A 14273-nucleotide genomic window follows, 5' to 3' on the forward strand; every position below is an offset into this window, starting at 1 on the left:
TTTACGCTTCTGCCTATTCAATTAAACAACAAATAAGAAACATATTATTAACAAAACATTCCGATTAACGAGGAAGAGGCCGCAATGAAACCTGAAGATTTTCGTACTGATAACAAGCGTCCGTTAACGGGCGAAGAGTATTTAAAAAGCCTGCAGGACGGGCGGGAAATTTATATTTACGGCGAACGCGTTAAAGATGTTACGACACATCCGGCATTCCGCAATGCCGCAGCCTCTGTCGCACAACTGTATGACGCATTACATAAACCGTCGATGCAAGATACCCTGTGCTGGAATACCGATACCGGCAGCGGCGGTTATACGCATAAATTTTTCCGCGTGGCGAAAAGCGCAGACGATCTGCGCCAACAGCGTGATGCTATCGCCGAGTGGTCACGCCTGAGTTACGGCTGGATGGGACGCACACCGGATTACAAAGCCGCCTTTGGTTGCGCTCTGGGCGCTAACCCAGCCTTCTACGGCCAGTTTGAGCAGAACGCCCGCAACTGGTACACCCGTATTCAGGAGACCGGCCTGTACTTTAACCATGCAATCGTCAACCCGCCCATTGACCGCCACAAACCTGCCGACGAAGTGAAAGACGTCTATATCAAGCTGGAGAAAGAGACGGACGCCGGGATTATTGTCAGCGGGGCGAAAGTCGTCGCCACTAACTCCGCCCTGACTCACTACAACATGATTGGTTTCGGCTCAGCCCAGGTGATGGGCGAAAACCCGGATTTCGCTCTGATGTTTGTCGCGCCAATGGATGCCGAAGGCGTAAAACTTATTTCGCGCGCCTCGTATGAAATGGTCGCGGGCGCGACGGGCTCGCCGTTTGATTATCCACTCTCCAGCCGCTTTGATGAAAACGATGCCATTCTGGTGATGGACAAGGTGCTGATCCCGTGGGAAAACGTATTAATTTACCGTGATTTTGATCGTTGCCGTCGCTGGACGATGGAAGGCGGTTTTGCCCGTATGTATCCACTGCAAGCCTGTGTTCGTCTGGCGGTTAAACTTGATTTCATTACCGCGCTGCTGAAAAAATCGCTCGAATGTACGGGTACCGTAGAGTTCCGGGGCGTGCAGGCCGATCTCGGCGAAGTCGTAGCCTGGCGCAATATGTTCTGGGCATTGAGCGATTCTATGTGTTCTGAAGCAACCCCGTGGGTAAACGGCGCCTGGCTACCGGACCACGCCGCGCTGCAAACCTATCGTGTGATGGCCCCAATGGCCTACGCGAAAATTAAAAATATTATTGAACGTAACGTTACCAGCGGCCTGATTTACCTGCCTTCCAGCGCCCGCGATCTGAATAATCCGCAAATCGACCAGTACCTGGCGAAATACGTACGCGGCTCTAACGGAATGGACCATGTTGAACGTATCAAAATTCTTAAATTGATGTGGGATGCCATCGGCAGCGAGTTTGGCGGTCGCCATGAGCTGTACGAGATTAACTACTCGGGCAGCCAGGATGAAATTCGTCTGCAGTGCCTGCGTCAGGCCCAGAGCTCCGGCAATATGGATAAGATGATGGCAATGGTCGATCGCTGCCTCTCCGAATACGATCAGAATGGCTGGACGGTTTCGCATTTGCACAATAACGACGACATCAATCAACTGGATAAGCTGCTGAAATAACGCGGCAGGAGGTTCTCATGCAAGTAGATGAACAACGTCTGCGTTTTCGCGATGCGATGGCAAGTCTGGCGGCAGCGGTCAACATCGTAACCACGGCGGGTCACGCCGGACGCTGCGGTATCACCGCAACAGCGGTCTGTTCCGTCACCGATACGCCGCCCTCCGTGATGGTATGTATTAATGCCAATAGCGCCATGAACCCCGTCTTTCAGGGCAACGGCAGGCTGTGCATTAATGTACTTAACCATGAGCAGGAGCTGATGGCGCGCCACTTTGCCGGTATGACGGGGATGGCGATGGAAGAGCGTTTTCACCAGCCATGTTGGCAAAACGGGCCGCTGGGCCAGCCGGTACTTAACGGCGCGCTGGCCGGTCTTGAAGGCGAGATCAGCGAGGTACAAACCATTGGCACGCATCTGGTGTATCTGGTGGCGATCAAAAATATTATTCTTAGCCAGGATGGGCATGGCCTGATTTATTTCAAACGCCGTTTTCATCCGGTCAGACTTGAGATGGAAGCGCCTGTTTAACCGTCACTCATGCCCACAAGCGGGATAACCACCGCTTGTGGGAGAAGAGTCGATACGCTGAAGATTTTTATTCCCGCCGCGATGTTTGCTCGCCATAAATCGCGGCGATTAATACAATCTAAGAGCCTATCCCACCAGGCGTTATTGGCGCAGCCAGTTTGGACACGGACAGCGCGCAAAAACCGGAGCGTACACGTAGTACGTGAGGTTTGACTCGCTACGCTCGCCCTTCGGGCCGCCGCAAGCGGCGTTCAAAACGCTAACGCGTTTTGGCGAGCACTGCCCAGGACCAAAATGGCAAGTAAAATAACCCTAATGGGATAGGCTCTAAATTAGCTCCCGCGATAGGTTGAATAACCATACTGACTTAATAACAGCGGCACATGATAGTGCTCATTCGTTTTGCTGATATGAAACTCGACGGGAATCTCCGGGAAAAACGTATCCAGTTTTTTACTTTCAAAATACTGGCCGGTTTTAAAAATAACGCGATAATCCCCCGGCGCGGCAGCTTTTTCGGGCCACAGTGCTTTAATACGTCCATCCTGGTCGGTATGCCCGGTGTTTAATTGCGTCCATCCGTTATCCTTTTTCTGCTCCAGTACCACCTCCACGCCGGGCGCCGGTTTGCCTGTTTGCTGATCGAGAATATGTACGCTGAGAATATTGTTGCCAGCGGCCAGCGCCATTGCCGGGGCTGCAACAAGAGATGCTATCACGGTAGCCAGTATATATCGTTTCATGCTTCACTCCTTTACGGTATTGATGCAGGAAAATATATCTGGCGCGTCCAGGATTAACCTTACACGGACATGACAATTATGTCATCTTGTTGGAGATTTACGGATTCGCTAACAAGCCTATGGCATACTGCGTTGATGAAGATTTTATTGATTGAAGATAACCAGAAAACCATTGAGTGGGTACGTCAGGGACTCACGGAAGCAGGCTATGTGGTTGATTATGCCTGTGATGGACGAGACGGATTACACCTGGCCCTTCAGGAACATTATTCATTGATTATTCTTGATATTATGCTGCCGGGGCTTGATGGATGGCAGGTTTTACGCGCGTTACGCACTGCGCATCAGTCCCCTGTTATTTGCCTGACGGCGCGCGACTCGGTTGAGGATCGCGTCAAAGGTCTTGAGGCGGGCGCTAATGATTACCTTGTTAAGCCTTTTTCCTTCGCCGAACTGCTGGCCCGGGTGAGAGCTCAACTCAGACAGCACGTCCCGGTCTTTACCCGACTGACGATCAATGGTCTGGACATGGATGCCACAAAGCAATCGGTGTCACGAAATGGCAAACCGATTTCCCTGACCCGCAAAGAATTCCTGCTCCTCTGGTTACTGGCGTCCCGGGCAGGGGAAATCGTGCCCCGAACCGCGATCGCCAGCGAAGTTTGGGGAATTAACTTTGATAGTGAAACCAACACCGTTGATGTCGCGATTCGTCGGCTGCGCGCCAAAGTAGACGATCCATTTGAAAAGAAGCTCATTATGACCGTCCGGGGGATGGGTTATCGATTACAGGCGGAAACGTCGCAGAATGGTTAAGTTATCAATGACGCTGCGCCTGACAATTTCTTTTATCGCCATCCTTATCCTCGCCTGTACCGGCATTAGCTGGACGCTCTATAACGCGCTGAGCAAAGAATTAACGTATCGGGATGATATGACGCTAATAAATCGGGCGGCGCAAATGCAGCAACTGTTACTGGATGGCGCCAGGCCGGAAAATCTGCCGCTCTATTTCAATCGGATGGTGGATACGAAGCAGGACATCTTATTGATCCATTCAGCAACAGGCCACAATGTTGCGATTAATCATAGCGGCATCCCCGACCAACGCTTTAACGAGATTCCGCTGGCTAAAAACATCACCCGCGAAACCTTATTTCGCCAGGCGGTACAAGGCACAGAACTTACCGCGGTACGAGTAAACGCCAGAAGCGGCGATGACCCGCTGACCCTTACTATTGCCAGGCTGGCGACGGAAAGGCGGCAAATGCTGGCGCAATATCGCCGCAACAGTTTGCTGATTAGCCTTATCGCGATCCTCGTCTGTTCGGCGCTCAGTCCATTAGTCATCAGAAACGGGCTGCGGGCCATTACGTCGCTCAGCCGACTCACCGCGGCGACAGATAGCGGCACACTTCGCCAGCCGTTGGCGGAACAGGCGTTACCCGTCGAGCTCAGGCCGCTTGGACAAGCGCTAAATACTATGCGCCAGAAGCTTTCCGACGATTTTGAACGCCTGAACCAATTTGCCGACGATCTGGCGCATGAGCTGCGCACGCCGGTTAATATTTTACTGGGGAAGAATCAGGTGATGCTGAGTCAGGAACGCAGCGCCGAAGAGTATCAACAAGCCCTTGTCGATAATATTGAAGAGCTGGAGGGACTGTCGCGACTGACAGAAAATATTCTCTTTCTGGCACGCGCGGAGCACCAGAATATAGCGGTAAAAAAACAGCCTGTTTCGCTCAATGCGCTGGTCGAAAATATGCTGGATTATCTTAGCCCCCTTGCCGAGGAGAAGCGCATCTGTTTTATAAATCAATGTCAGGGAACGGTATGGGCTGACGAAATATTATTACAAAGAGTGCTCTCAAACCTGCTGACGAATGCCATCCGTTATTCTGATGAAAACGCCGTGATACGTATTGAAAGCGCTTATGATGATAACGTTGCAGAAATTCGGGTCGCTAATCCGGGCAGCCACCCCGCCGATGCGGATAAGCTTTTCCGGCGTTTTTGGCGAGGAGATAATGCCCGCCACACTGCCGGTTTCGGTCTGGGGCTATCGTTGGTTAATGCGATTGCTCTATTACACGGTGGTTCGGCATCTTACCGCTATGCCGATGAACATAATATCTTTTCGGTTCGTCTGCCTGATAGCGCTGATAGCTAAGGTCAGTACAGGTTCTGTTCCCCTTCCCTGCCACAGGGCTGTGGTTATCAATACAACCTCAATAAAGAGAAAATAAAGGATGCCGGCAAAGAATATTGCTGGCTCGATCACTTTCTCGGTTTCCAATCCAGGGTCAATTCATCCCATAACGCGTTATTCAGTGGGAACCTTTATGAAAAAGTATCTTGCATTCGCCGTTACGCTGCTGGGTATGGGTAAAGTCATCGCCTGTACTACCCTTTTGGTAGGCAATCAGGCTTCGGCTGACGGCTCCTTCATTATTGCGCGCAACGAGGATGGCTCGGCAAATAACGCCAAGCATAAGGTTATTCATCCCGTCGCGTTTCATCAACAAGGCGAGTATAAAGCACATCGGAACAATTTTAGCTGGCCGCTTCCGGAGACAGCGATGCGCTATACGGCGATTCATGACTTTGATACTAACGATAACGCCATGGGTGAAGCTGGTTTCAATTCGGCGGGCGTCGGAATGAGCGCAACGGAAACCATTTACAACGGCAGAGCGGCGCTGGCTGCCGATCCTTACGTGACAAAAACGGGAATCACGGAAGACGCCATTGAGTCCGTGATCCTGCCAGTGGCGCAATCGGCGCGTCAGGGCGCCAAATTACTGGGCGACATTATTGAACAAAAAGGCGCGGGCGAAGGTTTCGGCGTCGCGTTTATTGATAGCAAAGAGATATGGTATCTGGAGACGGGAAGCGGCCATCAGTGGCTGGCAGTACGACTTCCGGCAGATAGCTATTTCGTTTCCGCCAATCAGGGACGTTTACGGCATTACGATCCGAATGATAACGCGAATTATATGGCGTCACCAACGTTAGTAAGCTTTGCGAAAAAGCAGGGATTATATGATCCGGCCCGCGGCGAATTCGACTTTCATCAAGCCTATTCGCAGGATAACAAAAACGATATCACCTATAATTATCCGCGCGTCTGGACGCTACAACATCAGTTTAATCCGCATCTGGATACGGTCGTTAGCGAAGGGGAAACATTTCCTGTTTTTTTAACGCCAATAACGAAAATTAGCGTGGCGGCAGTAAAAAACGCGTTACGCAATCACTATCAGGGAACGTCACACGACCCTTATGCCAGTCATAACCCACAAGAACCATGGCGACCCATATCCGTTTTTCGTACCCAGGAGTCACATATTTTACAGGTCAGACCGAAATTACCGCAGGCTATCGGTAACGTAGAATACATCGCCTATGGAATGCCATCTCTTAGCGTCTATCTCCCCTATTATCAGGGAATGCGTCATTATCAACCCGGAGATGATAAAGGAACCGATCGGGCGAGCAACGACTCTACCTACTGGACATTCCGCACGCTGCAAACGCTGGTTATGCAGGACTACAATACGTTTGCGCCAGATGTGCAACACGCCTGGAAAACATTTGAACAGCAAACAGCTAAGCAGCAGTATAAGATGGAGCAGAGCTATCTGAGATTATATGCGTCGCATCCGAAAGAAGCGCAACGCTTACTGCAAAATTTTGAAGATAAAACGATGCAAAATGCGCAGACGCTCGCCCGTCGCCTGACCAATAATATTATTACGACAATGACTTACCGCACAGATATGAAATATCACTTTTCAAGTACGCAACCATAAATTTAATGACAATCTATTAGCCACTCATACACAATAAGATAAAGCGGCACCAGAATTAGCCAGATATAAAAGACAATAATTATTATGGATTCATAGAGAGGATAGTTTATAACACTCCAGGCAAATATCAGCAGAGAGACAAAAGCGGCAAAAACCCAGGAGGTATATAAGCACGTTGTTCTTTTCAAAATGGCCGCCTCCTCTCACATAAGACGATAACTACAGCTTATGTCCCGTGTTACATAACTTTTCCCGACAGGCCTCTTTTACCCATGCTGAAAAATTCCGCGTCTTCTCAGATTTCAACGCGAATTCTATCTGTTCAAGCATGGAATAGGAAAAACGAATATTCTTCGTCACGGTCTTACTTGTCCGGGGCTTTGCTGGCATACACACACCTGTATAACATTTGATGTAACGCCGTTACTTTACGCAGGAGTAAATCGGTGAATTTGATCTGAGTCAAGAAGGTGGGTTTTCAATAAAAGTTGTGCCCTAAATTGTGAAGTTTGTAGATTTTATGAACATTTGATGTACCGATCTCCCCCATGATCGCCACTACGTATGGACGTCAGGATGCCTCCCCGCCTGATCAGAAGCGTTTCCTCATTAAAAAGGACATTTTTTTAAAGTTCCTGGTGCATAAAAGTCACATCCTTTTAAAGGGTTGTTAACCCTGTTGAATGTTCCCACTCCCCTATTCAGGAATATTAAAAACGCTATGCAAATACAGAGCTTCTATCACTCAGCTTCACTAAAAACCCAGGAGGCTTTTAAAAGCCTACAAAAAACCTTATACAACGGAATGCAGATTCTATCAGGCCAGGGCAAAGCACCGGCTAAAGCGTCCGACGTTCGCCCGGAAATTATTGTCCTGCGAGAACCCGGCGCGACATGGGGGAATTATCTACAGCATCAGAAGGCATCTAACCACTCGCTGCATAACCTCTATAACTTACAGCGCGATCTTCTTACCGTCGCGGCAACCGTTCTGGGTAAACAAGACCCAGTCCTGGCGTCAATGGCAAACCAAATGGAGTTAGCCAAAGTTAAAGCGGACCGGCCAGCAACAAAACAAGAAGAAGCCGCGGCAAAAGCATTGAAGAAAAATCTTATCGAACTTATTGCAGCACGCACTCAGCAGCAGGATGGCTTACCTGCAAAAGAAGCTCATCGCTTTGCGGCAGTAGCGTTTAGAGACGCTCAGGTCAAGCAGCTTAATAACCAGCCCTGGCAAACCATAAAACATACACTCACGCATAACGGGCATCACTATACCAACACGCAGCTCCCTGCCGCAGAGATGAAAATCGGCGCAAAAGATATCTTTCCCAGTGCTTATCAGGGAAAGGGCGTATGCAGTTGGGATACCAAAAATATTCATCACGCCAATAATTTGTGGATGTCCACGGTGAGTGTGCATGAGGACGGTAAAGATAAAACGCTTTTTTGTGGGATACGTCATGGCGTGCTTTCCCCCTATCATGAAAAAGATCCGCTTCTGCGTCAGGTCGGCGCTGAAAACAAAGCCAAAGAAGTATTAACTGCGGCACTTTATAGTAAACCTGAGTTGCTTAACAGAGCCTTAGAGGGCGAAGCGGTAAGCCTTAAACTGGTATCCGTCGGGTTACTCACCGCGTCGAATATTTTCGGCAAAGAGGGAACGATGGTCGAGGATCAAATGCGCGCATGGCAATCGTTGACCCAGCCGGGAAAAATGATTCATTTAAAAATCCGCAATAAAGATGGCGATCTACAGACGGTAAAAATAAAACCGGACGTCGCCGCATTTAATATGGGGGTTAATGAGCTGGCGCTCAAGCTCGGCTTTGGCCTTAAGGCATCGGATAGATATAATGCCGAAGCGCTACATCAGTTATTAGGCAATGATTTACGCCCTGAAGCCAGACCAGGTGGCTGGGTTGGCGAATGGCTGGCGCAATACCCGGATAATTATGAGGTCGTCAATACATTAGCACGCCAGATTAAGGATATCTGGAAAAATAACCAACATCATAAAGATGGCGGCGAACCCTATAAACTCGCACAACGCCTTGCCATGTTAGCCCATGAAATTGACGCGGTGCCCGCCTGGAATTGTAAAAGCGGCAAAGATCGTACAGGGATGATGGATTCAGAAATCAAGCGAGAGATCATTTCTTTCCATCAGACCCATATGTTAAATGCGCCTGGCAGTCTTCCGGATAGCGGTGGACAGAAAATTTTCCAAAAAGTATTACTGAATAGTGGCAACCTGGAGATTCAGAAACAAAATACGGGCGGGGCGGGAAACAAAGTACTGAAAAATTTATCGCCAGAGGTGCTCAATCTTTCCTATCAAAAACGAATTGGGGATGAAAATATTTGGCAGTCAGTAAGAGGCATTTCTTCATTAATCACATCTTGAGTCTTGAGGTAACTATATGGAAAGTCTATTAAATCGTTTATATGCCGCGTTAGGCCTGGATGCGCCAGAAGATGAGCCACTGCTCATCATTGATGATGGGATACAGGTTTATTTTAATGAATCCGATCATACACTGGAAATGTGCTGTCCCTTTATGCCATTGCCTGACGACACTCTGACTTTGCAGCATTTTTTACGTCTTAACTACGCCAGCGCCGTCACTATCGGCGCTGACGCAGACAATACTGCTTTAGTGGCGCTTTATCGCTTGCCGCAAACCAGTACCGAAGAAGAGGCGCTCACTGGTTTTGAATTATTCATTTCTAACGTGAAGCAATTGAAAGAGCGTTATGCATAATTTAATACATCAACATGCTTTCTTAATGAGATAAAGCGCGATACGTATGCCCTTTACAAGAGACAAGACCAGAATCTTTGGTGGAAATGTAAGGGGCAAACGTTCCTCTCTCTCATTTCGCTCTGTTTGCGGGAGCATTTTTAGTGTGTAAGTATTCCTGATCATCAGGTTTTTACGCCATCTACGCGCATTTATTCTGCTATAAGTTGAAATACTGCAAAAAAATATTAGTGCTTATTATTTTTTCTTTAAGTAAATTTTCGCTCAACAAACTTAATTGTTTATTCAATGATGATGAAGCGTGAGTTATGCTGGAAATGAAGGAAGCCAATAGCAAGGATAATCTGATTATTCACGGGTGATATTATGAGACATCGTATATTTTTACCATTGCTTCTGGTGTTGTCGGCTACAGCCTTTTCGGCATCGGCGATGGCTGCCAGTGATTCCCCCCCACCACCAGATAATACAAAACACGCCTCCCGTGGCTGGCCACCAGACCCCGAAGCATTGATTCGCCCACGCTGGTGTGACAACTGGCCACCAGATATAAGTAAACCTGAGGATTGGTGTCAGATATGTGGTTGTTAATTTTTTACAGAAAACTATAACAACCATATCAGCATTGAGAGTATTTCTGATCATTATGTTTCATCAGTTCCTGATGAACTGAATATGACTTCAGGCTGGCGTGTTTTATTAACGTCAGCCTGATTTTTTACAACATCATATTACTGACTTACAGGCGCAGCCAGCGCGTTCTATATCTAAGCTGGTGATTGTAACGACCCCAACAGTACTTCTGCTTCACCGTTATGGCAGATATCATCGCCTCTTGTCAGATGCCAGACACCTACTCATCCCCAACCAAAGCTCTAAATACAAAAATCACCTTATATCTTTTTTTATTATTCCTTGTATAAATGTGACTTGTCTCACACCTATAAGGAATCGACTCACTTCCATAAGAAGGAATCAAAATGCCAATAACTAACGCGTCCCCAGAAAATATATTAAGATATTTGCATGCGGCCGGTATCGGTACGAAAGAAGCAATGAAAAGTGCAACTTCACCACGCGGTGTACTTGAATGGCTTGTCAATTTTTTTACCTGTGGTGGAGTAAGAAGAAGCAATGAAAGATGCTTTCGGGAGGTAATTGGAAAACTGACCACATCATTATTATATGTAAATAAAGATGCTTTCTTCGATGGTAATAAAATATTTCTGGAGGATGTCAACGGGTGTACTATATGTCTGTCATGTGGAGCAGCATCCGAAAATACGGATCCCATGGTCATTATTGAAGTGAACAAAAATGGAAAAACTGTAACGGATAAAGTTGATAGTGAGAGATTTTGGAATGTATGTCGAATGTTAAAACTGATGAGTAAACATAATATACAACAGCCTGATTCACTTATAACCGAGGATGGTTTTCTGAACCTGCGCGGAGTAAACCTGGCTCATAAAGATTTCCAGGGGGAAGATTTGTCAGACATAGATGCTTCTGATGCAGATTTCCGTGAAACAAATCTATCTAATGTAAATTTAGTCGGTGCAAATTTGTGTTGTGCAAATCTACACGCTGTGAATCTAATGGGTTCAAACATGACTAAAGCAAACCTGACTCACGCAGACCTGACTTGCGCTAACATGTCCGGTGTAAACTTAACCGCTGCAATTCTATTCGGCTCAGACTTAACTGACACCAAACTAAATGGTGCAAAATTAGATAAGATAGCTCTAACTTTAGCGAAAGCATTAACAGGAGCCGATCTGACAGGTAGTCAACATACCCCTACTCCACTCCCGGATTACAATGATAGAACTCTTTTCCCCCATCCGATATTTTAGTCGAGATAAAGGGATTTTATAAACAAGAAGTATTCAAACAGAGGCCCCCTTGTTTTATTAAATAAACCCCGCCCCTAAGTTTCATTATAAATAACATTTTCAGCGTATTACTTGTTGGCTTTGTCTGAATCATAGCGTTATCTGTATGTGGCACATTAACTAAAAACACTATTATTGTTTAATTTAAATAATTCATAATTGTAGTCAGGAAATAAGAAGTTATGCTTCCGGTCACCTACAGATTAATACCTCAAAGCGGAGTATCCACATATGGATTAAATACCGCAGATACACCTGTTTTCCCCGATATTCCCGAACATGCACCAAACCCCTCACGGCTACGCCTTGCTCATGACAGCCTTGCCATAAACAGTGAATTCCGTCTGGAGCCAGAGTGTGTGGTGGAGTACCTTATCTCAGGCGCGGGTGGAATAGACCCTGATACAGAAATTGATGACGACACTTATGACGAATGCTACGATGAACTATCCTCCGTACTTCAAAATGCGTATACCCAAAGCGAAACATTCCGCAGACTGATGAATTACGCATATGAAAAAGAACTACATGATGTGGAGCAGCGCTGGCTACTGGGGGCAGGCGAAGCCTTTGAAACTACCGTGGCTCAGGAACACTTCAAACTTTCAGAAGGCAGGAAAGTTATTTGTCTCAATCTGGACGATTCTGATGATTCATATACCGAACATTATGAAAGTAACGAAGGACCACAACTTTTTGACACAAAACGTTCATTTATTCATGAAGTTGTACATGCACTGACCCATCTTCAGGATAAAGAAGAAAATCATCCAAGAGGCCCTGTTGTCGAATATACCAACATTATTCTGAAAGAGATGGGGCATCCTTCACCTCCCAGAATGGTCTACATCTTCAATAAATAGACACATCGGGAAACGAAAAGAAACTAAAAACCCGCGTAGTCCGTTTTTTCGGGAAATGTTCTGGCAGTATTTTCTAACTATATTCTAAGCGCCAAAAAACAAAGGGGTTACCTTTCGGTAACCCCTTGTTTTATCTGGCGGAAGCGCAGAGATTCGAACTCTGGAACCCTTTCGGGTCGCCGGTTTTCAAGACCGGTGCCTTCAACCGCTCGGCCACACTTCCGGAATGAGGCGCACTATAAACATCCCGGTGCGTCATGTAAAGACCGAATGTGTTCGTTTGCGTGAAAAACAGGCAAAATTTCGTTAATTGCCTGAAATAGCGGCACATTGACCATTTCTTCAACACAAAAAAGGGCTTAATACGTGTTGTTCGTCCCCACTGTTTCACCGCTGTGATTAGCGATTTTTTTATCGGTAACGCGTGGTTGGCGCTGCCGCCTGTTTTATGGCGTAGCGCCAGGCATGAGAAGACCGTTTTAACGACGGTAATCACCTGAAATCTCTTAAGGAAACTAAACGTAAACGAATGCGTAAAGATGGGTAAAACCACTGGGTGACAGTGACTGTTTTTATTATTCTCCTTTATTAATTACATCTGTCATAAGAGAGTGACTGACTAATGGATCGTATCATTACATCATCGCGTGATCGTAGCTCGCTACTGAGTACGCACAAAGTACTGCGCAACACCTATTTTCTGTTGAGCCTGACGCTGGCTTTCTCCGCAATTACCGCGACAGCCAGTACGGTACTGATGCTGCCCTCCCCCGGCCTGATTCTGACGCTGGTCGGTATGTATGGGCTGATGTTCCTGACCTATAAAACCGCCAATAAGCCGGTCGGTATCCTGTCTGCTTTTGCGTTTACCGGCTTCCTCGGCTATATCCTGGGCCCGATTCTTAACGCCTATCTGTCAGCAGGCATGGGCGATGTCATTGGCCTGGCGCTGGGTGGTACCGCGTTAGTATTTTTCTGCTGCTCCGCTTACGTTCTGACCACCCGTAAGGATATGTCTTTCCTGGGCGGTATGTTAATGGCCGGGATCGTCGTCGTGCTGATTGGTATGGTGGCGAATATTTTCCTGCAACTGCCTGCATTGCACCTGGCGATTAGCGCGGTGTTTATCCTGATTTCCTCGGGCGCTATCCTGTATGAAACCAGTAACATCATTCACGGCGGTGAAACCAACTATATTCGTGCGACCGTCAGTCTGTACGTTTCGCTGTACAACATCTTTGTCAGCCTGCTCAGCATTCTGGGCTTCGCCAGCCGCGACTAATCGACATTCCCCTCTTCCAGCCCTGCTTATGCAGGGCTTTATTTTTTGCTACACTGCCGTCCGTGTTGATTACGCAGTGAAACGTTATGTTGATCTTTGAAGGTAAAGAAATCAGTACTGATAGCGAAGGCTATCTGAAAGAGACGACGCAGTGGAGTGAAACGCTGGCAGTCGCTATCGCCGCCAATGAAGGCATTGAGCTCTCTGCGGAACACTGGGAAGTCGTGCGCTTCGTGCGCGAATTTTACCTGGAGTTTAATACCTCTCCCGCCATCCGAATGCTGGTCAAAGCGATGGCGAATAAGTTCGGCGAAGAAAAAGGCAACAGCCGTTATCTGTATCGTCTGTTCCCGAAAGGCCCGGCAAAGCAAGCGACCAAAATCGCCGGTCTGCCCAAACCGGTAAAGTGTATTTAATACCGAATACTGAAGCCTGTTAGCGTCTCGCGAGGGCTGTGCGGTTCAGTGAGGATTTTGTCCACACGAGCAGAGCGCAGCCCGCCCTCTTTCAGCCACTTGATGAGTTTTTCCACCTGCGCCGCGTCGCCACAGGCCACCACTTCTACACTTCCGTCATCCATATTCTTCGCATAGCCGGTTAACCCCAGCCGCTGCGCCTCATGCTGCGTGGTATAGCGAAACCCGACTCCCTGAACGCGACCATAAACCCAGGCGATAATGCAGACGTTCGACATGATGGTTCTCCTTTCATAATCAGTGGTGGAGGCTCATAC

General features: G+C 47.5%; 16 protein-coding genes, 1 tRNA gene and 1 pseudogene. 13 read left to right on the forward strand and 5 right to left on the reverse strand.

Translation table 11 applies throughout. The features are described from left to right. The first annotated feature begins 84 nt into the window (after nucleotides 1–84). Nucleotides 85–1647, forward strand: coding sequence for a 4-hydroxyphenylacetate 3-monooxygenase, oxygenase component (gene hpaB / locus ACLJPQ_RS01415; RefSeq protein WP_000801496.1), 1563 nt, complete (start codon nucleotides 85–87; stop codon nucleotides 1645–1647). A gap of 17 nt (nucleotides 1648–1664) precedes the next feature. Beyond that, complete coding sequence (locus ACLJPQ_RS01420) at nucleotides 1665–2177, forward strand: 4-hydroxyphenylacetate 3-monooxygenase reductase subunit (RefSeq protein WP_001195556.1); 513 nt, start codon at nucleotides 1665–1667, stop codon at nucleotides 2175–2177. Between the two features lie 332 nt (nucleotides 2178–2509). Here the strand turns inward: ACLJPQ_RS01420 and hiuH are convergent, their stop codons facing one another. Beyond that, entirely contained in the window at nucleotides 2510–2920 is a 411-nt protein-coding gene (gene hiuH / locus ACLJPQ_RS01425; RefSeq protein WP_000833188.1) for a hydroxyisourate hydrolase, read from the reverse strand. Between the two features lie 135 nt (nucleotides 2921–3055). On the opposite strand from hiuH, the gene hprR reads away from it, so the two are divergent. The 4 genes from hprR to ACLJPQ_RS01445 all read left to right on the forward strand — a co-directional run bounded on the left by hprR (nucleotide 3056) and on the right by ACLJPQ_RS01445 (nucleotide 6954). Next, on the forward strand, nucleotides 3056–3736 hold the full coding sequence (gene hprR / locus ACLJPQ_RS01430; RefSeq protein ID WP_000698207.1) for a response regulator transcription factor HprR: 681 nt from the start codon (nucleotides 3056–3058) through the stop codon (nucleotides 3734–3736). After that, nucleotides 3729–5093, forward strand: a complete 1365-nt coding sequence (locus tag ACLJPQ_RS01435; RefSeq protein ID WP_080184685.1) for a heavy metal sensor histidine kinase — start codon at nucleotides 3729–3731, stop codon at nucleotides 5091–5093. Before hprR ends, ACLJPQ_RS01435 begins: the two co-directional genes overlap by 8 nt. 172 nt (nucleotides 5094–5265) lie before the next feature. Beyond that, on the forward strand, nucleotides 5266–6735 hold the full coding sequence (locus ACLJPQ_RS01440; protein WP_080184686.1) for a C69 family dipeptidase: 1470 nt from the start codon (nucleotides 5266–5268) through the stop codon (nucleotides 6733–6735). Nucleotides 6736–6843: 108 nt separating this feature from the next. Then, nucleotides 6844–6954, forward strand: a complete 111-nt coding sequence (locus tag ACLJPQ_RS01445) for a hypothetical protein (protein WP_079821324.1) — start codon at nucleotides 6844–6846, stop codon at nucleotides 6952–6954. Here the strand turns inward: ACLJPQ_RS01445 and ACLJPQ_RS01450 are convergent, their stop codons facing one another. After that, nucleotides 6955–7125, reverse strand: coding sequence for a YlcI/YnfO family protein (locus ACLJPQ_RS01450; protein ID WP_001111006.1), 171 nt, complete (start codon nucleotides 7123–7125; stop codon nucleotides 6955–6957). A gap of 331 nt (nucleotides 7126–7456) precedes the next feature. Here ACLJPQ_RS01450 and sopB point away from each other — a divergent pair, with 331 nt between their 5' ends. Both sopB and sigE read left to right on the forward strand, forming a co-directional pair. Further along, complete coding sequence (sopB, locus tag ACLJPQ_RS01455) at nucleotides 7457–9142, forward strand: SPI-1 type III secretion system effector inositol phosphate phosphatase SopB (RefSeq protein WP_080184687.1); 1686 nt, start codon at nucleotides 7457–7459, stop codon at nucleotides 9140–9142. Between the two features lie 16 nt (nucleotides 9143–9158). Continuing rightward, nucleotides 9159–9500: a type III secretion system chaperone SigE gene (sigE, locus tag ACLJPQ_RS01460; RefSeq protein WP_000444723.1), complete on the forward strand. Its 342-nt coding sequence runs from the start codon at nucleotides 9159–9161 to the stop codon at nucleotides 9498–9500. A 9-nt stretch (nucleotides 9501–9509) separates the two neighbouring features. On the opposite strand, the pseudogene ACLJPQ_RS01465 reads toward sigE, so the two are convergent. Beyond that, a pseudogene (locus tag ACLJPQ_RS01465) lies at nucleotides 9510–9831 on the reverse strand (hypothetical protein). Between the two features lie 101 nt (nucleotides 9832–9932). Here ACLJPQ_RS01465 and ACLJPQ_RS01470 point away from each other — a divergent pair. From ACLJPQ_RS01470 to pipA, 3 genes are all read left to right on the forward strand, one after another. After that, nucleotides 9933–10091 carry a hypothetical protein gene (locus ACLJPQ_RS01470; RefSeq protein ID WP_353511665.1) on the forward strand — a complete coding sequence of 53 codons (159 nt, stop codon included), beginning with the start codon at nucleotides 9933–9935 and terminating at the stop codon, nucleotides 10089–10091. 389 nt (nucleotides 10092–10480) lie between these two features. Then, on the forward strand, nucleotides 10481–11356 hold the full coding sequence (gene pipB, locus ACLJPQ_RS01475) for an SPI-2 type III secretion system effector PipB (protein ID WP_080184688.1): 876 nt from the start codon (nucleotides 10481–10483) through the stop codon (nucleotides 11354–11356). 221 nt (nucleotides 11357–11577) lie between these two features. Next, nucleotides 11578–12258 carry a type III secretion system effector protease PipA gene (gene pipA / locus ACLJPQ_RS01480; protein WP_000938180.1) on the forward strand — a complete coding sequence of 227 codons (681 nt, stop codon included), beginning with the start codon at nucleotides 11578–11580 and terminating at the stop codon, nucleotides 12256–12258. 135 nt (nucleotides 12259–12393) lie between these two features. On the opposite strand, the gene ACLJPQ_RS01485 is transcribed toward pipA, so the two are convergent. Further along, nucleotides 12394–12481: transfer RNA gene (locus ACLJPQ_RS01485), tRNA-Ser, on the reverse strand. 399 nt (nucleotides 12482–12880) lie between these two features. On the opposite strand from ACLJPQ_RS01485, the gene yccA reads away from it, so the two are divergent. After that, complete coding sequence (gene yccA, locus ACLJPQ_RS01490) at nucleotides 12881–13540, forward strand: FtsH protease modulator YccA (RefSeq protein ID WP_000374046.1); 660 nt, start codon at nucleotides 12881–12883, stop codon at nucleotides 13538–13540. Between the two features lie 86 nt (nucleotides 13541–13626). Then, a complete protein-coding gene (tusE, locus tag ACLJPQ_RS01495; protein WP_000904449.1) occupies nucleotides 13627–13956 on the forward strand; it encodes a sulfurtransferase TusE in 330 nt (109 codons plus the stop codon). Here the strand turns inward: tusE and yccX are convergent. Continuing rightward, nucleotides 13953–14234, reverse strand: a complete 282-nt coding sequence (yccX, locus tag ACLJPQ_RS01500) for an acylphosphatase (protein ID WP_000072880.1) — start codon at nucleotides 14232–14234, stop codon at nucleotides 13953–13955. The two genes, tusE and yccX, sit on opposite strands and share 4 nt — an antisense overlap. Between the last annotated feature and the right edge of the window lie 39 nt (nucleotides 14235–14273).

The organism is Salmonella sp. SAL04213 (assembly GCF_046550535.1).
GTDB lineage: Bacteria > Pseudomonadota > Gammaproteobacteria > Enterobacterales > Enterobacteriaceae > Salmonella > Salmonella enterica.